This window comes from Micromonospora sonchi (assembly GCF_014646235.1).
Taxonomy (GTDB): Bacteria; Actinomycetota; Actinomycetes; order Mycobacteriales; family Micromonosporaceae; genus Micromonospora; species Micromonospora sonchi.
The window spans coordinates 12,419-38,406 of the sequence record NZ_BMNB01000040.1; the positions used below are offsets into that span (position 1 = coordinate 12,419).

At 67.9% G+C, this 25,988-nt stretch carries 27 protein-coding genes and 3 pseudogenes; 19 read left to right on the plus strand and 11 right to left on the minus strand.

The annotated features are described in order from the left end of the window. The first annotated feature begins 90 nt into the window (after positions 1-90). The 12 genes and pseudogenes from IEY61_RS27870 (at position 91) to IEY61_RS27925 (ending at position 11,094) form a co-directional block, all read left to right on the plus strand. Positions 91-552, plus strand: a complete 462-nt coding sequence (locus tag IEY61_RS27870; RefSeq protein WP_189049638.1) for a transposase family protein — start codon at positions 91-93, stop codon at positions 550-552. A gap of 853 nt (positions 553-1,405) precedes the next feature. Beyond that, entirely contained in the window at positions 1,406-2,359 is a 954-nt protein-coding gene (locus IEY61_RS27875; protein WP_189049640.1) for a protein kinase domain-containing protein, read from the plus strand. Positions 2,360-2,596: 237 nt separating this feature from the next. Further along, positions 2,597-3,181 (plus strand): DUF6444 domain-containing protein, encoded by a 585-nt coding sequence (locus tag IEY61_RS27880; RefSeq protein WP_373293228.1) that lies wholly within the window; start codon positions 2,597-2,599, stop codon positions 3,179-3,181. 857 nt (positions 3,182-4,038) lie between these two features. Continuing rightward, complete coding sequence (locus IEY61_RS27885; protein ID WP_189049644.1) at positions 4,039-4,935, plus strand: ABC transporter ATP-binding protein; 897 nt, start codon at positions 4,039-4,041, stop codon at positions 4,933-4,935. A 16-nt stretch (positions 4,936-4,951) separates the two neighbouring features. Continuing rightward, positions 4,952-5,671 (plus strand): ABC transporter permease, encoded by a 720-nt coding sequence (locus IEY61_RS27890; protein ID WP_189049646.1) that lies wholly within the window; start codon positions 4,952-4,954, stop codon positions 5,669-5,671. Between the two features lie 72 nt (positions 5,672-5,743). Next, a complete protein-coding gene (locus tag IEY61_RS27895) occupies positions 5,744-6,583 on the plus strand; it encodes an alpha/beta fold hydrolase (protein WP_189049648.1) in 840 nt (279 codons plus the stop codon). A 103-nt stretch (positions 6,584-6,686) separates the two neighbouring features. Continuing rightward, positions 6,687-6,959: pseudogene (locus tag IEY61_RS27900) on the plus strand (transposase); the annotation flags it as partial. Between the two features lie 34 nt (positions 6,960-6,993). Further along, positions 6,994-7,398: a GNAT family N-acetyltransferase gene (locus tag IEY61_RS27905; RefSeq protein WP_189049652.1), complete on the plus strand. Its 405-nt coding sequence runs from the start codon at positions 6,994-6,996 to the stop codon at positions 7,396-7,398. A 20-nt stretch (positions 7,399-7,418) separates the two neighbouring features. Then, positions 7,419-8,279, plus strand: a complete 861-nt coding sequence (locus IEY61_RS27910) for a SigB/SigF/SigG family RNA polymerase sigma factor (RefSeq protein ID WP_189049654.1) — start codon at positions 7,419-7,421, stop codon at positions 8,277-8,279. 62 nt (positions 8,280-8,341) lie between these two features. Next, positions 8,342-8,545, plus strand: a complete 204-nt coding sequence (locus IEY61_RS27915) for a hypothetical protein (protein WP_189049715.1) — start codon at positions 8,342-8,344, stop codon at positions 8,543-8,545. A gap of 262 nt (positions 8,546-8,807) precedes the next feature. Then, positions 8,808-9,995, plus strand: coding sequence for an elongation factor Tu (gene tuf / locus IEY61_RS27920; protein ID WP_189049656.1), 1,188 nt, complete (start codon positions 8,808-8,810; stop codon positions 9,993-9,995). 448 nt (positions 9,996-10,443) lie between these two features. Beyond that, positions 10,444-11,094, plus strand: a complete 651-nt coding sequence (locus tag IEY61_RS27925) for an NAD(P)H-binding protein (RefSeq protein WP_189049658.1) — start codon at positions 10,444-10,446, stop codon at positions 11,092-11,094. A gap of 69 nt (positions 11,095-11,163) precedes the next feature. On the opposite strand, the gene IEY61_RS27930 is transcribed toward IEY61_RS27925, so the two are convergent. After that, positions 11,164-11,772 (minus strand): TetR/AcrR family transcriptional regulator, encoded by a 609-nt coding sequence (locus tag IEY61_RS27930; RefSeq protein ID WP_189049660.1) that lies wholly within the window; start codon positions 11,770-11,772, stop codon positions 11,164-11,166. Positions 11,773-11,853: 81 nt separating this feature from the next. On the opposite strand from IEY61_RS27930, the gene IEY61_RS27935 reads away from it, so the two are divergent. Further along, the gene (locus tag IEY61_RS27935) at positions 11,854-12,621 is read left to right on the plus strand and encodes an SDR family NAD(P)-dependent oxidoreductase (protein ID WP_229706505.1); all 768 of its coding nucleotides are present in this window, start codon (positions 11,854-11,856) and stop codon (positions 12,619-12,621) included. Between the two features lie 103 nt (positions 12,622-12,724). On the opposite strand, the gene IEY61_RS27940 is transcribed toward IEY61_RS27935, so the two are convergent. The 6 genes from IEY61_RS27940 to IEY61_RS27960 form a co-directional block, all read right to left on the minus strand. Next, positions 12,725-13,390 (minus strand): NADPH-dependent F420 reductase, encoded by a 666-nt coding sequence (locus IEY61_RS27940; protein WP_189049662.1) that lies wholly within the window; start codon positions 13,388-13,390, stop codon positions 12,725-12,727. Next, positions 13,387-14,457: an LLM class flavin-dependent oxidoreductase gene (locus IEY61_RS27945; protein WP_189049664.1), complete on the minus strand. Its 1,071-nt coding sequence runs from the start codon at positions 14,455-14,457 to the stop codon at positions 13,387-13,389. Before IEY61_RS27945 ends, IEY61_RS27940 begins: the two co-directional genes overlap by 4 nt. 22 nt (positions 14,458-14,479) lie before the next feature. Next, positions 14,480-14,608 carry a hypothetical protein gene (locus IEY61_RS31895; RefSeq protein WP_268240698.1) on the minus strand — a complete coding sequence of 43 codons (129 nt, stop codon included), beginning with the start codon at positions 14,606-14,608 and terminating at the stop codon, positions 14,480-14,482. Positions 14,609-14,810: 202 nt separating this feature from the next. Beyond that, positions 14,811-15,233, minus strand: coding sequence for a (4Fe-4S)-binding protein (locus tag IEY61_RS27950; RefSeq protein ID WP_189049666.1), 423 nt, complete (start codon positions 15,231-15,233; stop codon positions 14,811-14,813). A gap of 31 nt (positions 15,234-15,264) precedes the next feature. Beyond that, positions 15,265-15,573 (minus strand): GNAT family N-acetyltransferase, encoded by a 309-nt coding sequence (locus tag IEY61_RS27955; RefSeq protein WP_189049668.1) that lies wholly within the window; start codon positions 15,571-15,573, stop codon positions 15,265-15,267. Between the two features lie 54 nt (positions 15,574-15,627). Beyond that, complete coding sequence (locus tag IEY61_RS27960; RefSeq protein ID WP_189049670.1) at positions 15,628-16,284, minus strand: hydrolase; 657 nt, start codon at positions 16,282-16,284, stop codon at positions 15,628-15,630. Positions 16,285-16,682: 398 nt separating this feature from the next. On the opposite strand from IEY61_RS27960, the gene IEY61_RS27965 reads away from it, so the two are divergent. The 4 genes from IEY61_RS27965 to IEY61_RS27980 all read left to right on the plus strand — a co-directional run bounded on the left by IEY61_RS27965 (position 16,683) and on the right by IEY61_RS27980 (position 18,447). Next, complete coding sequence (locus IEY61_RS27965; protein ID WP_189049672.1) at positions 16,683-17,150, plus strand: MarR family winged helix-turn-helix transcriptional regulator; 468 nt, start codon at positions 16,683-16,685, stop codon at positions 17,148-17,150. 400 nt (positions 17,151-17,550) lie between these two features. Then, positions 17,551-17,787 (plus strand): YgaP-like transmembrane domain, encoded by a 237-nt coding sequence (locus IEY61_RS27970; RefSeq protein ID WP_189049674.1) that lies wholly within the window; start codon positions 17,551-17,553, stop codon positions 17,785-17,787. A gap of 28 nt (positions 17,788-17,815) precedes the next feature. Beyond that, positions 17,816-18,199 (plus strand): TSUP family transporter, encoded by a 384-nt coding sequence (locus IEY61_RS27975; protein ID WP_189049676.1) that lies wholly within the window; start codon positions 17,816-17,818, stop codon positions 18,197-18,199. Between the two features lie 86 nt (positions 18,200-18,285). After that, entirely contained in the window at positions 18,286-18,447 is a 162-nt protein-coding gene (locus tag IEY61_RS27980; protein WP_189049678.1) for a hypothetical protein, read from the plus strand. Positions 18,448-18,453: 6 nt separating this feature from the next. On the opposite strand, the gene IEY61_RS27985 is transcribed toward IEY61_RS27980, so the two are convergent. The 4 genes and pseudogenes from IEY61_RS27985 to IEY61_RS28000 form a co-directional block, all read right to left on the minus strand. Next, positions 18,454-19,053 (minus strand): class I SAM-dependent methyltransferase, encoded by a 600-nt coding sequence (locus IEY61_RS27985; protein WP_189049680.1) that lies wholly within the window; start codon positions 19,051-19,053, stop codon positions 18,454-18,456. Positions 19,054-19,142: 89 nt separating this feature from the next. Continuing rightward, a complete protein-coding gene (locus IEY61_RS27990; protein WP_229706506.1) occupies positions 19,143-19,733 on the minus strand; it encodes a M56 family metallopeptidase in 591 nt (196 codons plus the stop codon). Positions 19,734-20,126: 393 nt separating this feature from the next. Then, positions 20,127-20,845: pseudogene (locus IEY61_RS27995) on the minus strand (DUF8817 family protein). A gap of 533 nt (positions 20,846-21,378) precedes the next feature. Continuing rightward, positions 21,379-22,806, minus strand: a complete 1,428-nt coding sequence (locus IEY61_RS28000; protein ID WP_229706507.1) for a sulfatase family protein — start codon at positions 22,804-22,806, stop codon at positions 21,379-21,381. 296 nt (positions 22,807-23,102) lie between these two features. Between IEY61_RS28000 and IEY61_RS28005 the strand changes: the two genes are divergently transcribed. Next, positions 23,103-23,642, plus strand: a complete 540-nt coding sequence (locus IEY61_RS28005) for a helix-turn-helix domain-containing protein (RefSeq protein ID WP_189049686.1) — start codon at positions 23,103-23,105, stop codon at positions 23,640-23,642. A 356-nt stretch (positions 23,643-23,998) separates the two neighbouring features. After that, a pseudogene (gene abc-f / locus IEY61_RS28010) lies at positions 23,999-25,645 on the plus strand (ribosomal protection-like ABC-F family protein); the annotation flags it as partial. Between the last annotated feature and the right edge of the window lie 343 nt (positions 25,646-25,988).

Sequence of the window (25,988 nt, forward strand, 5' to 3'; positions counted from 1 at the left end):
GCCGGTTCCGGTTGGTTACGTAGAAGAGCGCGGCCTTCTGGTGATCCTTCAGGTGTCTAGACTGGATGATCAAGGCGAAGGACCGCGCTCGTGGAAGCATCCTCGTTGATCGGCGGGCTGTCCGCACGTCTGCACGACGTGTCGCAGCAGGTGCAGCAGGACACATCGGGGTTGTTGTTGGCGTTGGCGCAGGTACCGGACCCGGGTGATCCGCGAGGTCTGATCCATCCACTGCCGGGCCTGCTCGCGATCGCCGTTGCGGCGGTGGCCTCCGGGCAGAGCCGGGTCACCGAGATCGCCGAGTGGGCCACTGATCTGCCGGACGCCGCGTGGGACCGCCTCGGCGCGGCGCGGGATCCGTTCACCGGCGCGCGGCGGGTACCCGATGACAGCACGTTCGCTCGGGTGCTGGCCGACATCGACGCCGACGCCCTGGACACTGCGATCTGCCGGTGGCTGATCACCCGCGCAGCCCTCGGGGGCGGATCGAGCCGGCAGGAAAGACGAACGAAATCACCCGATTCGTTCCGCTGCTGGCCGGCCTGGACCTGACCGGTACGGTCATCACCGCGGACGCGTTGCACACCAGCGTGACCACGCCCGCTGGCTGGTCGATGACAAGCAGGCCAGCTACGTCTTCGTCGTCAAACGCAACCATCCGCGCCTGTACCGCCAACTCAAAGACCTGCCGTGGACAGAGATCCCGGCACTGGGCACTGGACGAGACCCGCGACCACGGCCGCCAGGAATCCGCGACACCACCTACCGTGAGGACGCCAGCCGGCTACGTACCGGCAACGCCTCCGCGCGCCGGCCCAGAGGGTTCGCCATTCCCACCCGAGTCCGTCGGCACTGCAATAAGTAGGTAAGTGTCACCGACGCGAACCTCACCCGCCCCAAACCCAAGTTCTCAACCGTGGACGGGTCGACGATCCGGCCGCCGCATGCCGGGCCTGCCCGCACACCCACCCCGTCGCTGGTCTGGCACGCCCTGGCACCGACCATCCACCTCTTGGCACGGTGGCGACCGGCGAAGACATCAGGGGCTTCCACCGACGCGAAGGTGCCGCCACCGATGCCAGCCTGAAGACACGCCGTGACCGGCAACGACCGGACCAGCGCCGGACCCCATCCGCCCGGAACAGCCCTGACCCGCGAGGTCGCCGCCCCCTTCGAACCGTCGACGCGAAAGGAACCGCCATGTCTGTCAGCGCCGTCATCGATGTTGCCAGGCAGAACCTCAGCCACGGCGATGTTCGAGCCGTGAGGCGCCTTTCGTTCCGTGTCGATCTCGCCGGCGGGGCCGGCACCCATGATCCCAGATGTCCGGTGTTGCGAAGCGGGGTCTGGACTTCGCCGCCGCGGAACTCCACCAAGAGCGAGCGATAGTAGTTAGGAAATCCTGATGAGCACGAATCGAGTCCTTTATGGAAATTATGAGGCAGGCGATCTCATTGGCTGGGGCGGTATGGCCAATATTCGCCTAGGTCGTGACATCCGCTCAGGTCGCTCCGTTGCGATCAAGGTGCTCCGCAGAGACCTTGCACAGGACCCCCTGTTCCAATCCAGGTTTCGACGCGAGGCGCGGATGCTGGCTCGCCTCAACCATCCTGCAATCGTCTCCGTCTACGACACTGGATATAAAGAAGTGGAAGGAGGCTCGGCGGATAAGGTGCACGTTCCATATATTGTCATGGAGTATGTCGCTGGCCGCTCCCTGCGGGACCTCCTCAAGGTTGGCGAGCTCAGACTCAAGGAATCGATCCAGTATCAGATCGGGGTCCTCTCGGCGCTTGAGTTCAGTCATCGCGCAGGTATTGTCCATCGCGACATCAAACCAGCCAATGTGATGATCACAACCGAGGGCGCCGTCAAACTCGTGGACTTTGGAATCGCACGCGCCAATGGTGATTCAACCGCGACGATAACCCAAGCCCACGAGGTCCTTGGAACTCCCCAGTATCTCTCTCCCGAGCAGGTGCGCGGTGAAACCGCGGACGCCCGCAGCGACCTTTACTCCGCAGGCTGCCTGCTCTACGAACTACTGACCGGACGGCCACCCTTTATCGGTCCTGACCCACTCTCTGTCGCCTACCAACACGTCTACGAGGAACCCGCGCGGGCCAGCACGCGTACCCTAGACCTCACTCCCGCACTTGATTCCGTACTCGTGAAAGCTCTCGCCAAAGCCCGAAAGGATCGGTTCCCGAACGCGCGAGCGTTCAGAGAGGCGCTCCAGTCCGCGGCGAAGGGCATCATTCGCGAAGATGGCGGTGCTCACCTGGGCACGTTCGAAAACGACGTGCCCAAGGCACTCGCCATGGGCGGCCACGCAGGCATGGCCAGCGTCGACCGCTGACGACCCCGCAGATTAACGAGGAGGAAAGAGATCATAAGCGGGGGAACCTCGTTACAGCTTGAGGTTCTGGTCGCGGTACGGTGACTGATCAGATGGTCGTCGGTGGATTGGCTCGACCCGCGTGCTGCCTGTTCTGGATCATGGTGGGGTGTCCGGACCGCCGTCCATCGTGGAGCTGCTTGAGCGGCTTGCCCGGTTGGAGGCCAGGATCGTTGAGCTGGAGCGGGACAAGCCGAGTTGCGGCGGGAGAACGCGGATCTGCGGTCCCGGCTCGGGCAGGATTCGTCGAACTCGTCGCGGCCGCCGTCGTCGGACGGGCTGGCCAAACCTGCGCCGAAGTCGTTGCGGACACGGTCAGGTCAGCGGCCGGGTGGGCAGCCCGGCCATGAGGGGCGCACGTTGCGGCAGGTCGCTGATCCGTATGAGCGGATCGCGCATGAGCCGGCCGGTTGTGGTGGGTGTGGTGAAGGCTTGGCTAGGGCGCCGGTGACCGGCGGGGCCGTGCGGCAGGTGTTCGACCTGCCGGAAATCGCGGTGCGGGTGATCGAGCATCGGATCCTGTCGCGGCGGTGCCGTTGCGGGCGGGTCACCGCTGGCCGGGCTTCAGACGGGGTGGATGCCCCGGTGCAGTACGGGTCGAGAGCCACCGCGGCTGTGGTGTATCTGCAGCAGGCGTTGTTCGGAGCGCAGGCGCGTACTGCGCGGGCGATGACGGATCTGTTCGGTGTGCCGATGTCGGAACCTGGCACCAGCGCGGCCGCCCGTTGCAGGAACGCGGCTGCGGCGGCCAGCCCGCCATCCGGCACGGGCCCGCTTGGCTGAACGCTCAAGGTCTGCGGTGGGGTCCTCGTCGGTGCCCAGGACCGCCTGCACGCGGTGCCAGGCTCGCCGGTCGGGGTTGAGCCGCTGGTCGGTGGCGGCGGCCAGCGCGCCGTGTGCGCGACGCTGATCGGCTGGCGTGGCGGCCCGGTAGACGGCAGCTCCAGCAGCGCCAGGGGTTGCCACGCGCCTCGGCGACGACCAGTCGCGCACCCGGTCGTTCAGCGGTGCGCGGACCGCGGCTGCCAGCAGCGCCCGGGCGTCGGCCTCGCCGAGTCCATCCAGCCGTAGCTCCGGCAGTCCCGCGAACACGAACCGCGTCTCAGACTCCACTCCGACCGAGTACTCCACCCGGAACCCCGATGCGGCCGCCGCGGTGTCGCGGGCGTGCTCCAGGATCGCGGTCTCTCCGATGCCGCTTCCCCGCGCACCACAATTGCCCCGCTGCGTCCGGCCTGTGCCTGGAGCGAGAGATGTTCGATGGCCACGCGCTCTGAACGCCGGGCCAGGAGGTCGGCCAGTTTCGCTCGCACCCGAGGCGGGGAAGAGTCCGACAGTGTCGGAGTAGGTAGTTGTCGCCGATGCGAATCGCAATTGTTCGCGATGCCGGCCGCCTCCGCAAGGCAGCGTCCTCAACGCGGACGGGTTGATGACTCGGATGCCGCAGGTCGAGACAGACCTCGAGCACGGGCTTTCGTCGCTGGTCAACCGCGCAGCGGCCGCCCAAACTGGCTGACTCGCACAGACAGCGACCAGCTCGCTTACGGCTGAGTGTGCTGACGGTGAGAGCTAAGGGCTTTATACCGATGCCAAGGTGCCGCCAGTGGCGGAAGCCTTGTGTCGAGACGAAAGGATCCGTGATGCCCGTCAGACCTGTCATCGAAGTCGACCAACTGAACGTCACCTACGGCGAGTTCCACGCCGTCAAAAATCTCTCGTTCCAGGTCGCGCGCGGGGAGCTCTACGCACTCCTCGGCACCAATGGTGCGGGCAAGACCTCGACCCTGGAGGTCATCGAGGGCCACCGGAAGGCGTCGGCGGGCACGGTGCGCGTGTTCGGCAAGAGCCCGACGGACCGGCGCGCGGTGCGTCCCAGGATGGGGATCATGCTGCAGGAGGGCGGGTTCGCAGCCGACCTCACCGTCGAGGAGTCGGTCCGGCTGATCGGCCGGCTCTCGGAACGCCAGGACACCGTGGCGAGGGTGCTCGAACTCGTCGACCTCGGCCACCGGGCCGATACGCGGGTGGCCCAGCTGTCCGGCGGGGAAAAGCGGCGCCTGGATTTCGCCACCGCCGTGTACGGACGGCCGGAGCTGATCGTCCTGGACGAACCCACTACCGGGCTGGACATCCAGTCGCGGGATGCTCTGTGGGAGACCGTGCGGCAGTTGCGCGAGGACGGAGCGACGGTCGTGCTCACCACGCACTACCTGGAAGAGGCGCAGCAGCGGGCTGACCGCATCGGACTGATGCACGGGGGCGTCTTCCGCAGTCAGGGCACGGTGTCCGAGCTGACCCAGACCCTGCCGGCGTCGATCCGATTCTCGCTGCCACCCGGCAGCCCGGCACTACCGATGCGACCCGCCCCGATGGCCGACGGCTTCTACACGATCGACACGTTCGACCTTCAACGAGACCTCAAGACGTTACTCGACTGGGCGGACGCTCACGCGGTCCAGCTGCCCGGGCTGTCCGCTGCGCCGACCCGGCTGGACGACGTCTTCCGTGCGATCGGCACCGAACCGGTTCCCTCCTGACCTCGAAGGATTGCTCATGCTTCCCATCGCACAGAGCGAGCTCATCCAGCTCTTCCGAAACCGTGCCGTGCTGATCACCAGCTTGATCATGCCCGCGGCGGCGAGCATTTTCTTCATCAGTTACCGCGACACGTTCAGCCAGATCGGCAGCCTCGGCTACGTCGCAGCGGTGCTCATCTTCATCATCGCCGCGTTCAGTCTCTACGCCACGACCGTGACCACCCTGGCCGCCCGCCGGCAGAACCTCTTCCTCAAGCGGCTGAGGTCCACCGCCGCCGGTGACGCGACCATCCTGGCCGGCCTGGTGCTCCCGGTCAGCGTCATCGCCATCGTCCAGGTAGCGGTGATCCTCATCGTGTTCGCCAGCGTCGGCCGAGCACCCGCTGACGTCGAACTGCTGGTGGTGGCCCTGACCGCGGCGTTGGTGATGATGCTCGCTTTCGCGGTCGCCACTGCCGGAATCACGAACTCCCCGGAGCACGCGCAGGTCACCACGCTGCCGCTCAGTCTGGGTGTCATCGCCGTGGCCACCTGGGTAGGGATCACCGGCACCGAGAACTTTGCGCTGCTGAAACGGATTCTGCCCGGGGGCTCGGCTACCGAGCTGATCGTCAACGCGTGGAACGGCGGGGCCCCACTCGCCGACTCCATGCTCCTGGTGGCTCCGACCTTGGTCTGGGTGGTGGTGGCGATTGTGCTGGCCGCGCGGATGTTCCGCTGGGAGCCCCGTCGATAAGCGCCCCGACACGACAACGACGTCCAGCGCGGACACAACTCGGAAGTACGCGACAACAGAAGGTGAACGATCATGGGATTCATCGTCGTCGGGAACGAGAACAGCACTCCGATCGAGTTGTACTACGAGGATCAGGGCGCAGGTCAGCCGGTTGTCCTCATCCACGGGTATCCGTTGAACGGCCACAGCTGGGAGCTTCAGACGCGTGAGCTGCTTGCTGCCGGGTACCGGGTGATCACCTACGACCGTCGTGGCTTCGGACGCTCGTCGAAGGTCGGTTCCGGCTACGACTACGACACGTTCGCGGCCGATCTGAACACCCTGCTGGAGACGATGGACCTGCGCGACGTCGTCCTGGTCGGGTTCTCGATGGGCACCGGTGAGCTGGCCCGCTACGTCTCGCGGTACGGCCACCAGCGGGTGGCGAAGCTGGCGTTCCTCGCCTCACTCGAACCGTTCCTGGTCGCGCGTGACGACAACCCCGGGGGCCTGCCGCAGAAGGTGTTCGACGGGATCGAGGCCGCGGCAAAGGGTGACCGCTACGCCTGGTACACGCAGTTCTTCTCGGACTTCTACAACCTCGACGAGAACCTTGGCAGCCGGATCAGCCAGGAGGCTGTCACCGGCAGCTGGAACGTCGCCGTCTCCAGCGCGCCGGTGGCGGCCTACGCCGTCGTGTCCTCTTGGATCGAGGACTTCCGCGCCGACGTCGAGGCGATCCGTGCCAGCGGCAAGCCGGCCCTGATCCTGCACGGCACCGCCGACAACATCCTCCCGATCGACGCTACCGCCCGGCGCTTTCGCCAGGGCCTGCCCGAGGTCGAGTACGTCGAGATCGAAGGCGCCCCACACGGGCTGCTCTGGACCCACGCCGACGAGGTCAACGCCGCCCTGCGCACCTTTCTCGGTTGAGCTGACGGATGGGACACCGACCGAGGCGTGTCGGTGATCGATAGACGGCGAGGTCTCCGGTTGATAATTCTTCGACCAAGAAGACCTGAACACCGGAGACCTCGTGGCCAGCGTTGCGGCAACGAGGCGGCACGATCTGACCGACGCGCAGTCTACGGCGCTGGAGTCGATGCTGCCCAAGGGCAGGAGGCGGGGCCGACCGCCGAAATGGAGTAGACGGCTACTCGTCGATGGAATCAGGTGGCGGACCAGAGTCGGATGCCCGTGGCGGGACGTGCCGGAATGCTACGGACGCTGGCAGACGGTGTACGGGCTGTTCCGCCGGTGGCAGCGTCACGGCACGTGGCGGCGGATCGTGACCGGGCTGCAGCCAGCGCAGACGCAAGACCAGTATCCCGAGAGGACAACAGATGATTCAAAATGTCCATGACAACACCGGTGCACCCGTATCGGTAAGGCTCAGTGAAACTCGCCCGATCGGCACCTACACCGCCAACCTCGCGGAGGGATCGCCCGTCGGCAGGGTGGACTTTGTCGACTCCCCGGAGGTGGATGGTGAGCGAATCGTTTTCCACACCGAAGTAGACCGAAAATTCGGTGGACGGGGCCTGGCCGGGCTGCTGGTCCGCGAGGTGCTCACGGACAGCATTCGCACGAGTGTCACCATCGTTCCGGTGTGCCCGCTGTTTGCGGGCCATTTGAGAAGGCATGGCGACGAGTTCGTCGCCGATGGCGGCAAGTTCCGTCCGCCGACACCTGCCGACATCGCGCTCGTCAGGCGTGCTACGAAGCCCCACGTCTCTTCTCCGCGATGAGGGTGCAGGGAGGATCACCAATGACCGCGCACACGATCAGCGAGCAGCGGACCAGACCGTCCGCCGCCCAGAAGCTCGACCCGCGCCCGCCCCCCGACAGCGCCGCCGACCTGCTCCACACGATGGCCACGCTGCCCGCCGACCACCTGTCGCGCTCCGCGCTGCGCGACCGGGCCATCGAGGCGTGGCTGCCGCTCGCCAGCCACCTCGCCAGGCGGTACGGCGGCCGGGGCCAGCCCACCGACGACCTGGAACAGACCGCCGCGGGAGGCCTGGTCAAGGCGATCGACAAGTTCGACCCCTCGCGCGGCGTGGATTTCGCCGGCTACGCCATCCCGACCATCATCGGTGAGCCCAAGCGGCACTTCCGCGACCGCACCTGGGACGTCCGGGTGCCCCGCCGCCTTCAGGAACTGCGGCTGGCCATCTTCGACGCCAACAGTTCGCTGTTGCAGGCCCTGGGCCGTTCGCCGACGGTCGCCGACATCGCCGCCCACCTCAAGATCACCGAAGAGGACGTCCTGGAGGGCCTGGAGGGCGCCCGGGCGTACAACGCGGTGTCCCTGTCCACCCTCGACGGCGACGGCGACCGGACCACCGAGCTGGGCGATCTGCTCGGCGATGAGGATGGCGAGTTCGAGCTGGCCGAGCTGCGGTTCGCCTTGAACTCGGCGCTGGCCACGCTCGACGAACGCGAGCAGCGGATCCTCACACTGCACTTCTACGGCAACCTGACCCAGTCGCAGATCGCCGAACAGATCGGCGTGTCCCAGACGCACGTGTCCCGGTTGCTGGCCCGTGCCCTTACCAAGCTGCGCGGGCAGTTGGACGGGACGTACCAGGGGGTGCGGACGCCGGCCCGGGCACCGTTGTGTGCTTGATAAGAGGGCCGGCCTCCTCTACCGCAGGCGTCAACCGAGGTGCCCTTCCTTACAGTGGGTCGGTGCTTTCCGAGGTGTCGTACGACCTGCCGGTGCGGGCGGCGCTGCCGGCGCTGGCCGAGGCGCTGCACGCGGCCGGCACCGCGGTCCTGGTGGCGCCGCCTGGCACCGGCAAGCACTCGAAGATCTCGACTGCGGCTTCGACGCTGATGACCGGAAGAGAGGGGCCCGGGAATATCAGTCGCCCGCCAGAGGTTCAGAGCTAACGTGATCGCCATGTTCGGCACCGTCGGCTCTGTGCGTCCCGCAGGTTTCCACCTGCCGGGCGCCGCCGACGTCTGCGCGTGGCTGGCTGATACCCGAGGCTGACCCTCCTCCCGCTCCGGCAGAACCACGGAGGAGGGTGGCCCGGTGCTCCGGCGCTGCCCTGGCAGGCGCGCCGGAGCACGCGGTTCTGGCGCGGTTTCCGCGGAGTGGCATCCGCCCGCGTTCGTCGTCCGCCAACTCATCTCCAGTGTGGAGCTCATCATGGCCAAGAGCCAGTTCGTGCGCGCGAAGCCGCACCTCAACATCGGCACGATGGGTCACGTCGACCACGGCAAGACGACCCCGACGGCCGCCATCACCAAGGTCCTCGCCGACCGCGACCCCGCTGTCAACCGGTTCGTGTCCTTCAACGGCATCGACCGGGCGCCGGAGGAGGTGGCGCGCGGCATCACCATCAACATCTCGCATGTCGAGTACGAGACCGAGACCCGGCACTACGCCCATGTGGACATGCCCGGCCACGCCGACTTCGTCAAGAACATGATCACGGGGGCGGCGCAGGTCGATGGCGCGATCCTGGTTGTCTCCGCGGTTGACGGGGCGATGCCGCAGACCCGCGAGCACGTGCTGCTCGCTCGGCGGGTCGGCGTGCCCTACCTGGTGGTGGCGATGAACAAGGCCGACGCCGTCGAGGACCCGGAACTGCTCGACCTGGTTGAGCTCGAGGTCCGGGAGCTGGTGTCCGAGTACGGGTTCCCCGGCGACGAGGTGCCCGTCGTACGGGTGTCGGCGCTGCGGGCCCTCGAGGGCGACCCGCGCTGGGTGTCCTCCGTCGTGGAGCTGCTCGACGCGGTCGACCGGTACGTCGCGGTGCCACCCCGCGAGCTCGGCGAGCCGTTCCTGATGCCGATCGAGAACGTGATGACGATCTCCGGGCGGGGGACGGTGGTGACCGGTGCGGTCGAGCGGGGCACCCTACGGATCGGCGACCCGGTGGAGGTGGTCGGCCTCGGCCCGACGCTGTCGACCGTGGCCACCGGGCTGGAGACGTTCGGCAAGTCGCTGGCGACCGCCGAGGCCGGGGACAACGCCGCCGTGCTGCTGCGCGGGGTCAAGCGCGACCAGGTACAGCGGGGTCAGGTGGTGGCGCTGCCAGGCAGCGTCACGCCGCACCAGCGGTTCCGGGCCAGGCTCTATGCGCTGACCACCGCCGAAGGCGGGCGCCACACGCCGTTCCTCGCCAACTACCGGCCGCAGTTCTACTTCCGCACCACCGACGTGGTCGGGTCGGTAGACCTCGGTGACGTGACGATGGTCCTGCCGGGTGACACCGTCGACCTGTCGGTGGAGCTGGGCAGGCCGATCGCGATGGATGTCGGGCTCGGCTTCGCCGTCCGGGAGGGCGGCCGTACCGTGGCCGGCGGCACCGTGACCGAACTACTCGACTGAGATACGTAGCAGGGCCCCTTGCCAACAAGGGGCCCTGCTACGTACCGCCTTCCTCAGGTGCACAGCAACGTGGCCTTGCCTGAGCTCGTCGAGGCCACCTCCCGCGCGGGCGAGCCGGAGCGTGCGGCGGCCGCGCCTTCCGCAATCTCGGCGTCACCTCACGCCGTGAGCTTAAGGAGTTCCATCTTCCCTGATCGGACGGGTGCGGGTGCGGGTGCGGGTGCGGGTGCGGGTGCGGGTGCGGGTGCGGGTGCGGGTGCGCCAAAGATAGGTGGCTCCTACCGACGCGAGGGCCACGACGCGGCGGCCAGGCTGGCACGATGCACCAGTACCCCGACTCTCACCCCGCTCGAGCAGGTCTGCCGTCGATGACCCTGGTGACCGATCGCCACCCGGTGTGGCGACGTACCGCGGAGTTCAGCGCCCCCGTGCGGCCGGGAACGGAATGATGAAGGTCTTCATCATCGGCGTCAGTGGGGCCGTCGGTGGGCTGCTGGCGAGGAACCTGATCGACCGGGGCGACGACGTCGCCGGACTGGTACGCCGTAAGGAGCAGCGGACAGACCTCTCTGCTCAGGGAGTCAAGGCTCACGTGGCTCAGCTCGCGGACCTTACTGCTGACTCGCTGGCCCCCATGCTCACCGGGGCGGACGTCGTCGTCTACACCGCCGGGTCGAACGGCGGTAAGAGGGAGGTCACGGCCGCCATCGACGGCGAGGGTGTGGTGAAGGCTCTGGAGGCGGCACGCCTCGCTGGTGTGAGTCGCTTCGTGCTGGTGTCTGTGCTTCCCGAGGCCGGACGCGGGCACGACCTCGGCGACGACGTGGAGTTCTACTTCGCGGTGAAGAAGCTGATCGACGTCACGGTCAGCATGAGCGACCTGGATTGGCTGATCCTTCGGCCATCCCTGCTGGTCGACCGCAACGGAATCGGGACGGTTGCGCTGGGTCCGGCGCAGCCCCACGACGAGATCCCCCGTGAGGACGTGGCCGTCACGCTGGCGTTGCTGCTTCACGAGCCCCGAATCCGCAGGCGGATCCTCGAGCTCACTCAGGGCACGACACCGATCGCCTGGGCGGTGCTGGCGAACGTGCCGTGACCCGCAGCCCTGGTCCCATGTCAGCGAGCGCAGCTATCCACCCAACCACCTAACCGAACGGCGTTGGCTCTAGACGGGCGGCCAGTTCCGAAGGGCGGCGTCGGCGACCACTTGAAGGTCGGTGCGCTCGGCGCCACCGGCGGCCTGCACCGCGACGCCGTTGGCGATCGTCAGGATGTACCGGGTCAGCAGCGCCGGATCGGTTCCCGCGGGCAGGTCGCCTTCGTCGACGGCCCGCTGGAACCGGTCCCTCAGCAGGGTGCTGGTCTCGTTGCGCCATGAGGCCAGCAGGTCGCGGATCGCCTGCCCGCCCTCGCCGGATATCAGGGAGGCCCGCAGGCTGAGGCATCCCGTCGGGTGACTGGGCAGGGTGCTGCTGCGGACAGCGCCGTCGAGGAACACCGTGGCCACCCGCAGGGCGGTCGGCTCGGCCAGCGCCTGGGCTCCGTACGAGGCCGGGCCGTCGGCATAGCGCTTCAGAGCCTTGCGGAACAGCTCCTCCTTGTTACCGAAGGCCGCGTACATGCTGGTTCGGTTGATCCCCATGGCCTGGGTCAGGTCGGTAAGGCTGGTGCCCTCGTAGCCGTGCTCCCAGAACACCCGCATCGCGTTCTCGAGTGCCTCGTCGGCGTCGAAGCCCCGGGGCCGGCCGACCGGTGCCCTCTGTTGGATGCCCACGTGACCCAGCTTACCAGTTGTGTACCGATCGGTGCAGATCTGCTATCTTAATTCCATACCGACCGATCGGTACATAATTATGTGGAGGAGATCATGGGTCAGCTCGAAGGCAAGACGGCCGTCATCACCGGCGGCGGGACGCGGGGAATCGGCCGGGCCACCGCCGCGCGACTGGCGGCCGAGGGCGCACACGTCTTCATCACCGGCCGGCGCAAGGCCGAGCTGGACGAGGCGGTCGAAGTCATCGGCGCGGCGGTCACGGCCGTGCCCGGCGACATCACCGATCCGGCCGACCTGGACCGGCTGTACAGCGTGGTCCGCGAGCGCGGGAAAGGCATCGACATCCTGTTCGCCAACGCCGGCGTCGCGTCGTACGCGACCATCGAAGAGCAAACCTCAGAAGAGTTCGACCGCATCTTCAACATCAACGTCAAGGGCACCTTCGCCACGGTGCAGAAGGCATTGCCGCTGCTCAACGACGGAGCCGCGGTGATCCTGAGCGCCTCCACCGCGGGCGACCGAGGCATGCCGGCCTTCGGCGCCTACGCCGCGTCCAAGGCCGCCGTCCGTTCCTTCGCCCGCACCTGGGCGAACGAGCTCAAAGGCCGCGGCATCCGAGTCAACGCGATCTCGCCAGGGCCGATCGACACCAGCGGCGTCGAGGAGATGAACGTGGCGGCCGGACAGGATCACGAGGTCGTCAAGGCCGGCCTGGCCGCCATGGTGCCGATCGGCCGGACGGGTAGCCCCGAGGAAGTCGCCCACGCCGTCGCCTTTCTGTCCTCCCAGGACAGCAGCTTCATCGTGGGCGCGAACCTCTACGTCGACGGCGGCGTGAATCAGTTCTGAGGGACCATCGTCCGCACAGGCCGGACAACAAAGAAGGGCCTGAGCCGCGTTCTCGCAGCTCAGGCCCTTTCAACAACCTGCGCGCCCGACGGGACTCGAACCCCTAACGGTCCTCGAATGCGGCCGAGGCCGAGGCTGCGGTGAGGGTTCGCAGCTCGGCGGCCTCGACGTTCGCTCCGAATGCAGCAGTTCCGGGCTCGAGGCGAGCGCCGGCCGCGAGGGAGCCGATCGCAACGGCGTCGAATCCGAACGCGTTGATCAGCTGTGACACCGCGGCGACGTCCTCGGGAGAATCGCCGGCGATCGCGATCGCCTTGCGCCCGCGCCGCCCTGCGCGGCGAGCCTCGTCCTCGAGGTCGTGATAGCCCATGTGGTTCAGGGCCTTCACGACACGCGCGCCCGTCAGGAACCGCTGCACGGCATCGCTGGAAGACACACCGGGCGGGGCGATCGTGTCGCGGGGGCCGTCGATCTCCCACCAGTGGTTCATCGCATCCACGACAAGCTTTCCCCTCAGCTCGTTCGCCGGGAGGTTGCGGTGCTTGCTGAGCGGGAGCGCGAGGATCACCACGTCCGCGGCCGCCGCGGCCTCGGTCGGCCACACGGCAGTCGCGCCGGGGGTCAGAACCTCGGTGGTCAGCGCGATCCTCGCAGGATCTCCGGAGCCGGAGATCAGGACGCGGTAGCCTGCGGCGACGGCCAGGCGCGCCAGGACGGTGCCGACCTTCCCGGCACCCAAGATGCCGATGGTGGTGACATGAGAGGTCATCGTGTCACCCGCGCCGTGACCGCAGACTGCTCGGCCAGAAGCTCACGCACCCGCGGGATGACCTGTGTGCCGTACAGCTCGACCGACCGCATCCGCGCGGAGGCGGAGACCGTCCCGGCGGCGGAGTAGATCATGTCGAAACGGCCCACGTCCAGCACCCGGATCGCGCGGGCGATCTTCGCTGCGACGGTCTCGACCGAGCCGACGTACAGCGAGCCGTGCTCCACGTCGGCATCGAACTCCCGCCGCTGGATCGGCGGCCAACCGCGCAACGCGCCGATCCGATCGCGGATCTCCCTGTAGCCGGGGTAGAACAGCTCCCTGGCCTCCTCGTCGGTCGCGGCGACGAAGCCGGGCGAGTGCATCCCGACTGGCTGAGCGGTCGTCCCGAGCTGCTGGTGCGCACGTCGGTACAGGTCCACGTACGGAGCGAAGCGATCGGGTGCGCCACCGATGATGGCGAGCATGAGCCCGAACCCGTAGCGCGCGGTGCGAAGCACCGACTGCGGCGACCCGCCCACTCCCACCCAGGTGTTCAGACGTCCCGAGTCCGTCTTCGGATAGACGTCCGCGTCCTGCAGGGAGGCGCGAGTGGTGCCCTCCCAGGTCACCGGCTTCTCGTCCAGGAGTCGGTGGAACAGGTCGATCTTCTCCTCGAACAGCACCTCGTAGTCCGTCAGGTCGTACCCGAACAGCGGGAACGACTCGGTGAACGATCCTCGCCCGAGGATCACCTCGGCGCGACCGCTGGAGAGCGCATCGACCGTGGCGAAGCGCTGGAACACCCGCACCGGATCATCCGAGGACAGCACCGTCACCCCCGAGGCGAGCCGGATGCGCTTCGTGGCGGTCGCGATGCCGGCGAGCACCGTCTCCGGACTGGAGATCGCGTACTCCGGCCTGTGGTGCTCACCCAATGCGACCACGTCGATGCCGATCTGGTCGGCCAGCAGAGCCTCGGCCACTGCCGCGCGGATCGCCTCCGCGTACGAGACGATCTCCCCCCGGTCATCACGGGGGCGGTCTCCGAAACTGTCGATACCGAACTCGATCTGCGATGCATCCATCGTGTGCAACTCCTTCAATGCCCTATTTGAGGTCGAAGCGAGACAGGTGGTTGGCGTGCACGATCCGTGCGATCTTCCGCGCCAGCGTCTCCACGCCGCCGACGTACAGCGCACCGCTCTCGATCCACACCGGGATGCCTCCGACCGGCATTCGAACGACTCCGTCGCCGATGCCCGGCCCAGCACCATCTCGGTGCGGCCCTCGGAGATCGCATCGACTCGGCAATTTGATTGGGCAGCGGATCATCGACGAACCGCAGCGCGTCGTGGCTGCCCTACTCTGAGAATTGCACTATGCGGACCACCTGCTCGGCCCTTGGCTCATCCGGGAAGCGACAGGCGGGGGTGTCGGTTCAGCCCTGCGGTATCTGGCCGCAGGGCCCCCCGCGATCGCAGTACGGCTTCAGGCGGCTCTGCCCGCAACCACACAGGATTGCCCTGGTTTCAGCGCGCGGGCCTTGCAGTGTGTCCACTCTCAACTCACCGCGCACAAATAACTGTCCGCTGGGGTCGCGCGTGATCTGCGTGGGCCGGTCCGGGGCCTCCGTCCCACCGTCTACGAGTGCGTACTGCAACGCTCCGGAGGGACAGCGCCGCACCACTTCGGCCAGACGCTCGGCCTCGGCACCGTCGGGCCGGATCCATGGGCGCTGACCCGTGTCGAAGACCTCCGGCAAGCCGCGGACGCACTCGGCGGCATGCAGGCAACGCCTGGCCTCAAAGGTCACGGTGATCGACTGGCCCTCGTACGCCTTCTTTGCGGTTTCGCTGCTCATACCGACCTCCGTCGATGCCATGTCCGGCTGTTCAGTCGCTGACTCTGCTGCTGGACTGGTACACCAGGTCCTGGTACTCGGGGTGCCGGGCGATCCACCCCGCAAAGAATGGGCAGGTAGGCAGGACCAGCAGGTTCGCGGCGCGGGCCTCGTCGAGGGCGGCGCGGGCTAGGGCCGCCCCCACTCCCCTGCCCTCGTACTCCGGCGAGACCTCGGTGTGCACGAACGCGATGAGTTCCGTGGTGCGGATGTACTGCGCGACGCCCGCGACCTTGGATTCTCCCTCGACCCGAGCCTCGTACCGTTTGGCTTCGGGAACATCACTCACATTCACTACCATGTGTCCTCCTTCAGATCTCACCTGCGAGACGGGCCGACCGGCGCGGCGGTCAGGTCAGAGGCCGCTTCTGGCGTGTCCGGCGAGGAGCTGCATCTCCCAGGCGAAGGCCACGCCGGTGGCGCCAGCGTGCTGCATCTGGACTTCGGCGACACCCGGCACGGTCTCCTCGCGGGTCCAGTCGCGTTGCCACTCGCCCAGCACGACCATCCAGGTGATCGGAACTACGCCCGCCTGGACCATGCGGCCCACCGCCATGTCGTGGGCTTCCTTCGAAACACCACCCGAGGCGTCGGTGACAGCGAAGACCTCGAAGCCCTCGCCCGCCGCCTGCAGGGCCGGCATCGCCACACAGATCTCCGTCCAGAGGCCAGCGATGATCAGCTTCCTGCGTCCGGTCGCCTTGACGGCATCCACGACGCGCGCGTCCTGCCAGGTGTTGATGAAGGTCCTGTTGATCGGCTTCTGCTCCGGGAACACATCCTGCAAGCCCTGAATGAGAAGGCCGCCGCGCTCCTCCAGCACGGTCGTCAGAATGGTCGGAACGTCGAACACTTTGGCAGCCTTGGCGAGTCCGATAACGTTGTTGACGACCATCGTCGGCTCGTGGCTGTTCAGGTTGGCGAACTGGAACGGCTGATGGTCGATCAGCAGAAGGACGCTCTCCTCGGGCGTCAGCAGCGCGTCGAGTCCGGCCTTGCTTCCAGTACTCATGGGATTCCCTTCCAGAGCTTCGCGTCCGTGGGCGCCAGGCTGCGCATCGAAACCTCAATGCTCGAAGTCGGCCAGGTACGGCGCTGACCGGACGGCGACCCACAACCTGACTCGTTGATGACTGTCTCTACACTAGACATCGATAGTTGATACGTCAACCAGTTCTCCGGATCGGAGGTTGCCCGCACCACAGGGGGCGACTGCGGCAGCCCGCCGCCCCGTCATCGCGGCACCCGCAAGGGCGACGCCTCACCACAAGCGCCTTCCGCGAACGGCCGCAAGCCGTGGGGCGTCAAGCGTGCCTACGCTCGCCGCCCACCGGATCTTGCGGGCATCGTCAGATCCGTTCGGGGTGTCCGGCAGGCATGAGCCGCGCACGATGTAGTTACGCTCCCCGCATGGACGCAACGCCCCGCTGGCTCACCTCGGAACAGCAGGTCGCCTGGAACAGTTTCATCCGCATGCAGGAGAAGCTCATCGGACGACTCTCCCGCCGAGTCCAGGCCGACTCCGGCATGTCCGCCGCCGACTACATCGTGTTGGTCAAACTTACCGAAACCAGCGGCGGACGGATGCGCCTCATGGATCTGGCAAAGCTGGTGGAGTGGGAGAAGAGCCGCGTGTCCCACCAAGTCAGGCGGATGACAGAGCGCGGTCTGGTGGCCAAGGAGGAATGTCCCGACGACGGACGCGGAGCGTTCATCGCCGCCACCCATGCCGGTTACAAGGCGATCGAAGACGCGGCACCCGTGCATGTCGAACATGTCCGCCGACTGTTCATCGACGCCCTCAGCCAGGAAGAACTGAACATGCTCGCCAGGATCTCGGACCGCGTCGTTGCGCATCTGGAGAGGCAGCCCGACTGACCGCCAAGCGACAAATCGCACGAACGCGCGGGCTCCACTCCTACGGCACCGCGTCCTGCTCGGCAGGTCACCGCGACCCGGCTGCTCACCGCGATGGAACAGGCCGACGCCGCCCGCCGGCTCCCCGGCCTCCCGCAGCGGTGGATCCCGGGTCCGACCAAGGCCAGCGAGGTCGACCCCTGGACTATCTGGCCGCCCACCCCGGCACGGCGATGACCCCGCAGGACATCACCACCGCGCTCGCCGCGCAGCTCGGACGCACGATCAGCAACGGAGCGGTGCGGAACAACCTCACGAAGGCCATGCTCATTGAGGAGCTTTCGGTACGATCGGTGCGGCTTTGGCGATACGCTGATGGAAAGAGACAATTTTCCCTATTCGCGCGCGGGGGTGGTCGTGCGTGCCCGTCCTGCAGTTCTTCAACTCGCCAGCCGGTCGGGTCGCTCGGGTCGTCCTCGGCTTGGTGCTCATCGCGGTCGGGGTGTCGTTGGGCGGCTGGTGGTGGCTGCTGGCCCTGCTGGGCCTGGTGCCGCTGGCCGCCGGGCTCTTCAACTTCTGCACCCTGGCGCCGTTGTTCGGCATGCCGCTGTCCGGCCGCCGCTTCCAGGAAGCCAGCCGGAACAGAACCCACCGGTGATCGCCTGGGCGCTGCCACCGGCCAGCTGATGACATGGTGGGCGATCGCCCTCATCGGCGCCGGGGTGGGATTCTTCGCCGGCCTGTTCGGGGCCGGCGGGTCCGCGGTGGGCAACCCCCTGCTGCATCTGGTCGGGGTGCCGGTATTCGTCGCGCTGGCCTCTCCCCTGCCGGCCGCCGCGCCCGTCGCGCTGGCGTCGTCGCGGGCCTACTGGAGACGTGGGTTCGTGGATCGGCGGATCCTCGCGTGGAGCGTCGCCGTAGGGTTTCCGGCGACCGTGGTGGGCGCCCTGACCACCCCGTACGTGCTGCGCGAGGATGCCCGGCAGGTCATCCACGACGCGGTCTGCGGGACCGATGGGTACCTCGTCATCTTCTGCGGGGCCGGGCCACGGCGGCGGTCAACAAGCTGATCGGGATCCTCGAGCTGCGGCTGCCCGAAGGGCCGCCGCGCCGCTTTCGGCTCCTCGACCGCATTCCGCCGGCGCAGCGGCCGATCGTGTTCGTGGGCCCCTACGAGCATCACTCCAACGAACTGCCCTGGCGCGAGACGTACGCGGACGTGGTGGTCATCGGCGCAGACGGCGACGGGCATATCGGCCAGGCGGAGCTCGCCGCGCAACTGGCCCGTTACGCGGACCGGGCCGTTGCGGATCGGTAGTTTCTGTCAGGATCGTTCGGCGACCACCACCGTGTCCAGCGCGTCCACAGCTCGGCCCTCCACCGTCACGGGTCGGCGAGCGGTCTCGGCCCGGCGGATTCGCAGCCCCGGCAGCTCTTTCATTACCGCCTCGGGGGTGAGCAGGATATCGGGGTCCTGCGGGCCACCCGTGCCGCCGGAGAGGTTCGCGAGGTCGTGGCCGATCACGAGGACCCGCCCGTCGGCACGTACCGCGCCGCGGGCGTGGGACAGCACGGTGGCGATCTCGGCGGCAGGCAGGTGCAGGTACGCGATCAGCACCAGGTCGAAGCCGTCGGCCGGCGGCTTGTACTCCATGACGTCGGCCACCTGCCAGTCGACGCTGACGTCTCGCTGACGGGCCAGTTCCCGGCCCCGCTCGACGGCTACCGCGGAGAAGTCCACCGCAGTGACCTCCCAGCCCTGCTGGGCCAGCCACACTGCGTTACGTCCCTCGCCGGCAGCCAGGTCGATGGCCCTGCCGGGGGACAGACCGGCGACCTCCTCCACGACGAAGCGGTTCGGTTCGGCGGTCCACACGAGTTCCGGGGCGCTCGCGTACCGCTCGTCCCAGGCACTGCTGTCCATCGTCGTGCTCCTCTCGGCGTGCGAAGGATTGGTTCCGGCGCAGCCCTCATCCTTGTCGAGGTCGTCGACGGCAGATGCGGTCGAGACCGTCAGCCGCCGGCCAGGTGGGCGGGACTTCCGGCTGCGGGTGGCGAGCCGGTCGGACAGGTGGCGGCCTGGCGAACCAGGCCGGCGGAGACAACCGCCACGGCCGGCGGTCCGGTCAGGAGCAGTCCGATCGCGCTGGCGGCGACGAGGCGATGAAGGATCCGGGGTCGGGCCGGCGGGGCGAGCATCCGGCGTACCCGCTCGGCGCACCGGCGGCGAAGGGAGACGACCCGTGACGATCGCGCCCGTCCCCGCATCGAGAGCGTGCCGGGAGTGCGATCGGCGAGCTGGACGATGGCGGTGGCGACAGCATGCCGCCCGTGGCGATCGCTCGCGCGGTCGTCTGCCAGGTGCTCCACCAGCCGTCTGATCTCCGTCTCGGCCGCGTCGGCCATCGGCAGGCGCGGCAGAGCGCGTTGGAACGCGCCGGCGAGGGCGACGAGGAGGTGGTGTCGGCCCCGGAGGTGCGCCCGCTCGTGCCGCAGTACGGCAGCGAGCTCGTCGGCGGTAAGCGCGCCGATCGCGGCACTGGTCACGACGACCTGGCCCGGGCGGCCGGGCAGACAGTAGACCGCGGCCGTGGCGTGGTCCACGACCTCCATCCCTTTCGGCCAAGGCCGCGGGTGATGCTCACGTCGCCGGCCAGTACGTCGACGTGCCGTGCGTAGCTGGCGGCCTCATCAGCCAAGACGTCATGGACCACAACATCGCCTGTTGGCAGCGGCGCAGGAAGTATCAACGGGCGGTTGAGTCCTCGACGGGCGTCGGCTGTGGCGCGCCCAGCCGCGCTCCATCGCACGCGAACCCGCTGGATGACGATCACGCCCAAACCATGGCCCACGGACTGCACGCCGCGCCAGCCCGATATCCGCTCATGCCGCCGACCGGGCATGTAAGCGCCAGGGCTCCCATCACCTGCGGTAGCCGTCAGTGACCGCGTCCCCCTGCCTGTCAGGCTGAGATGAGGGAGGCGTTCGTGTGGTGAGTCACCGCAGTGGTGCTGCGAGTTCGGCGGCGTTGTCGAACGCGGGCGCCGCCCTTTCGGATTCGTCTTCCGTGAGCGTGACGGACTGGACGCGGGCCAGCATCTCGGCCGCAGTCTTTGGATCGTGCAGAACCATCGCGAGTTCGGCGCGGTAGACCAGGACCTCTACCTGCTCGACCGGGTCGTCGTCGGCTTGCGGGCGGGCCAACGCGCTGTCGAGGATCCGAACGGCCTGTCCGACGCTTCCCCTGGAATCGGCCTGCACGACAGCATTCGCTAGGGCCTTGGCCAGCCGCCCGGCAGGCGTGGTGGCCGGCATGGGCGCGGTGGCTGGGTCCCGAAAGACGCGGATCCAGTTGCCGCCCGGGTCGATGACGCTGAACCCGCCCAACCCGTCGGCGTTCTTCCGCGCCCGGGGCCGGGTCATCCGCGGCGTTCCGGACACCATACCTTGCCGTACGCGGCGCGCATGCCGGCTGCGAATGCCCGGTGTAGGCCCTCGATGTCCGCGGTAAGTACCAGACAGGAGCCATAGGACTGCTCCGGGTCAAATCCGGTGATCTCGAAGAACTGTAGATGCAGGTCTTCCCGCTGCACCCCCACACACGGGTTGGGCTTGCGCTGCTTGTACGTGGTGCGGAAACCGAGAACTCCGTAGAAGGTTTCAATGTCGTCAATGGATGCGCACGGCAGCAGGGGAACGGTCCGCTCGTTGGTCATGCCTCCTTCCTAGACGTCGCAGGGTGTCCGTCGCCCATGGAAATAGCCGATCATCGCCTTCGGTCATCCGATCGGCTGATGACCCAGAACGCAACGCCGCCGAGCCGAGCCATCGGCGGTGCCTTCCTGCCTGCCATCCGACTCGCCAAGATCAGGCGCACCGATCTGCCGCAGATCGATCGCTACGACGGGTGTTCTCGCGCGGCGGGTCCGGCGTGCTGCCGACACCAGTCTGGATCTGTGACCCGGTTATGTTCGCTCGGTGGTGGTGATCGTAGGAGCCCGGCTGGTGTTGGTGCGGCACGCATTGCCCGTGGTCGAACCGGCGGTGCCGGCGGAGCGTTGGCAGCTCGGCCCGGCCGGGCCGAGCTGCCGCCCGCGCTCTGCGATCATTCGTGATCGGGCCGGCCTACTACGTGGCCAGCAGCGAGCCGAAGGCCGTGCAGACCGTGCAGGAGATCGCCGGACGCACCTCCGTCATCACCGACGCCGCCCTGGTCGAGGCAGAACTGGGCTCCGAGGCGGCTTTCGTACTAGTCCGGCTCGCTGGTGGCTGGTTTCGCCGCTGGCGGTTGCGGCACGCCCGGATGACCCGCCGGGTAGGGCAGCAGTTCCGTCTCGATCCGCTCCCACGTCTCGCGCAGGTCGTCCAGCAGGTCGGGATGGTGGTCGGCGATGTCCGCCTGCTCACGGCCGTCAACCGTGACGTCGTACAGGAGGTGGAAGGGGCCATGACGGCGTGGCCAGTTGCCCAGCACCGACCGGTCGCGGCGGTCGTACAGGTACTTGAACCGGCCGCGGCGCAACGCCCCCTGGTTGGAGGTACGCCAGAACAGGTCGTGCTCGGGGAAGTCGGCGCCGTCGACGAGCCAAGGCAGCAGGTTCGCCCCGTCCAGCGGATAACGCTCATCCGGGGTCGTCCCGCCCGCGTCGATCAGCGTCGCGGTCAGGTCGAGGGTGTTGATCGGGTGGTCGGTGACCTGGCCGCCGGCCACCTCAACCGGCCAGCGCAGGATCAGCGGAACCCGGATGCCGCCCTCGGTCAGGTCGCCCTTCTCGCCCACCAGGGGCCAGGTGTTCGACCATCGCTCGCCGCCGTTGTCGGAGGTGAAGACGACGATGGTGTTGTCGGCGCGGCCGGCGTCGGCCAGTGCGGTGAGCAGCTTGCCGATGGCGGTGTCCATCTCCTCGACCAGTTCGGCGTACTTCGCCAGCGAGCCGCCGTCAGGATGGATCAACGGGGTGGGCACCGACTGCTCGCTGAACCTGCGCCGGATCTCCGCGCCGACCTCCCGGTCGCCCGGGCCCTCCCAGGGCCAGTGCGGCGCGGTGTAGTTGACCTGTACGTAGAAGGGACCGTCGCGATCGGCTGCGACGAACTCGGTCGCACGGTCGGAGATCAGCGACGTGTAGTAGCCGGCCTGCTCGACCGAGGTCTCCCCCTCGTACAGGCCGGCCTCGGCCACCGTGTCGACGTGCTCGAAGTAGTCGATCGCCCCGTCGAAGTTGCCGAAGAAGGTCTGGAAGCCGATGCGCAGCGGGCTGTACCAGGGCAGCCATCCGCAGTGCCACTTGCCGAACATCGCCGTCTCGTAGCCGGCGGCCAGCAGCAGCGACGAGATCGTCGGATGGTCGGCGGGGATCCCGTTGACCTCCGCGTGCGTGGTCAGCGGCTCCTCCAGGCCCACCGACAACCGGGTCGGATAGCGCCCGGTGTACAGCCCGATGCGGGTCGGCGAGCACCACGGAGTGCACGCGTAGCCGTGGCGGAACAGCAGGCCCTCCCCGGCCAGTCGATCAAGGTTGGGCGTACGGATCGCCGATGAGCCGTAACAGCCCAGATCCGCCCAGCCCAGATCATCGGCCAGGATGAACAGGATGTTGGGTGGCTCGGCCGGCCGGCCCGCACCTGGTTGCCCGGCCCGCGCCGGTGCCAACTGAGCAGGGCCTGTCATCGCCATGCGGCCCTATACCTCTTCTTGAAGGTACCTAACCTCCGCCCGACACCGGACCGCGACACCTGAACCGGCTCTGCCCAGTGGCGGCGGCCGCCCCGTCATGGGCGACGCGGGCCCTTCGACGAGCGCATCAGGAACCAGCGGCCAACCGTACCGCCTCCCCGTATTCCTTTCGGTGGTGCCGCTGAACCAGTACCGGTCCATCCTGCCGCCTCCGGCGTGTCCTGCCGGCTTGCCGCAGGCCCGACCGGCATTCTCGACCAGCCCTGAACGAGATCATCTGCAATGGAAGCTGGCCGGTGCCTGCCCCTCACGCACGTCCGATCACCCTGACCGCCGCCGAACGACACAGGCTCACCGCTCTGGCCTACTCCCATACCGCCGCATACCAGCAGGTCATCCGGGCTCGGATCATCTGTGATGCCGCCCGCGGAGACTCCAACGCCGCGATCGCCCGCCGGCACGACCTCACCATCGACACCGTGCGGCGCTGGCGCGGCCGGTTCGCCGACGAAGGCCTTGCCGGCCTCACCGATCGGCTACGCCCGGGACGGCCGCCACGGTTCACCCCGGTCCAGATCGCCGAGGTCAAAGCCCTAGCCTGCCAACTACCGGCCGAAACCGGCACGCCACTGTCGAAGTGGGCTTGCCCGGACCTGGCCGCTGAGGCCGTCGCCCGCGGCATCGTCTCGGCGATCTCGGCGTCGACCATCCGCCGGATCCTTGCCCGTGACACGATCAAACCCTGGCAGCACCAGTCCTGGATCTTCATCCGCGACCCGCAGTTCGCCGTCAAAGCCGCCCGCGTGTTCAGTAGGGACGACACCGTCCTTCAGTAAGCGGGGGCGGTCGGCGATCTTCGCCCGGTAGGCGGGCACCGCGTTGAGCTTGGCGAGGAAGTCGTATCTGCCAGGATTGTCACGCGTGAGATCTGGAACAGCGGATCTTCGCGGGCGTGGCTCGATTCCCTGGTACCCTGGTCGTCGTGGGTACGCTGATTCTCTAGTTCGGGACACCGCGTCGAGTCTTCTCCGCGGTGAGTCCTATGCGCGCTAGCCAGCCACTTCGCTGACCGCGCGAGGTTCCCGTACATCCATGTGCTCGAAGAGGCACGTGTTCCGCGACCGCAGTTTTGGTCACCTGTGTGTCGCGGGGAGGAGCTCCCGTGATCCATTCTCCAAGTAGTCTGTCCCAAATTCAGGCGGCGGCACCGCGGCCGCACCGGGTATGCGCGATCCGCGGCGGGACCGTCCGGTTCGCCGAGCGGGTCGTCCTGACCGAGATCGATCTCGTGGTCGGCCCGGCCGAGCGGATCGCGGTGATCGGTGACAACGGCGCCGGCAAGTCCACACTGCTGCGCGTACTCGCCGGGACGGTGCAGTTGACCGCCGGCGAGCAGGCAATAGAATTGCCCGGCGGCGTCGCGTTCGCCGAACAACAACCCCGGTTCCGGCCGGGTGCGACCGTCGCGGACGCGCTCGACGACCTGCTCGCCGACATCCGTGAGCTCGAGGCCGAGACACAGCGGACCGCTGAGCAGGTGGCACTGGCAGGCGTCGACGAGCGGGGCGAACTGCTCGCGCGGCTCAGTACCGCCATCGACCGCCTCGAGGCCCGCGACGGGTATGAGCTCGATCAGAGGGTGGATGCGGGCCTCGACCGACTGGGGCTGGGCGGTCTCGACCGCTCCCGGCCCGTACATACGCTCTCGGGCGGCGAGCGGGCACGGCTGGCGCTTACCGCGGCACTGGCGTCCGAGGCGGAGTTGCTGCTGCTCGACGAGCCGACCAACGATCTCGACGACGCCGGTATCGCGTGGCTGGAGGACCGCCTGGCCGCGCACCGCGGCGCACTGGTGGTCGTGACCCACGACCGCGCGCTGCTGGACCGTATCGCGACCGACATCGTGCACGTCGAGGGCGGCTCGCTGCGCCGATACGGCGACGGCTACGCCGGATACCTCACCGCACGCGAGGGCGAACGGCGCCGGCTGCTGGAAGCGTACGAGGCGTGGCGGCAGGACCTCGCACGTCAGCAGGCACTCGTCACCGCCAACGCCTTCCGGCTCAACGCGATACCACGAAAGCTGGAACGCGCATCCTTCGGCCACGGCGCCTTCCGGGCACGCGGCCGAGACCACGGCGCGATGGGACGTATCCGGATGGCAAAGGAGCGAGTCGCCCGGCTGCACGCCGACCCCGCACCGCGACCCGCCGATCCGCTCCGGTTCACACCTGTCTTCACCGAACCAGCAGCCGCCTCCGCCGGCATCGCCAATGAGAAGGCCGTCCTGATCCGGGCGGAAGGTGTCCGCTTGGACGTCGACGGGCCACGGCTGCGGCTGGATGCGCTCGAGGTGTCGCCTGGGGACCGGCTGTTGATTTCCGGACCCAACGGCGCCGGGAAGACGACGCTGCTGAACGTCCTGGCGGGCGAGCTCGCACCACAGCGGGGGACGCTCTGGCGACGACCCGGCATTCGCGTCGCCTGGTTGCGGCAGGACATCACGACCGGCTCTCGAGCGACGCTCCTCGACGCCTTCGCCGCCGCCACCGGCGCCTACCGGGACGACGCCGCCGACGAACTGCTACGGCTCGGCCTGTTCCGCCCCGACGACCTGCACCGGCAGGTGGCGCAGCTGTCGGTCGGGCAGCGCCGACGCCTCGAAGTCGCGCTTGCCGTCACCTGTCCCAGCGATGTTCTCCTGCTCGACGAGCCCACCAACCACCTGGCCCCCGAACTGCTCGAACAGATGGAGGACGCATTGCGTGACTACACCGGTGCCGTGCTCACCGTCACCCACGATCGACGGTGGCGCGAGCGAGCAGGGGCCTCTGCCACGGCGCGGCAGGTTTATGTCGCACCGGGCGGCTTGGTTGGTCTGCCCGATTCCGCCGGGAAACAAGCGCCGCCGGACGGCTCGGCGGGTACGCAGTGATCTTCAGCCGCAACGGCTGTTGCACTGTCGGCAGCCCGCAATACTCACTGCGATCCAGAACGGACCCGAAGACAAGGTCTCCTGCCCGACAGACCCGCACGGCTATCGATACAGGAGAACGAAACGGCAGCAGGCTCGTCCGCACTGACACCGAGTGAGATCCACCGACACGAGGTGAGAAGCCCTCGATCGGAGCACCGCCCCGGCCCGCGGCGTGCCGCCTGATTCCGCGGCCAGCTCCTGATGC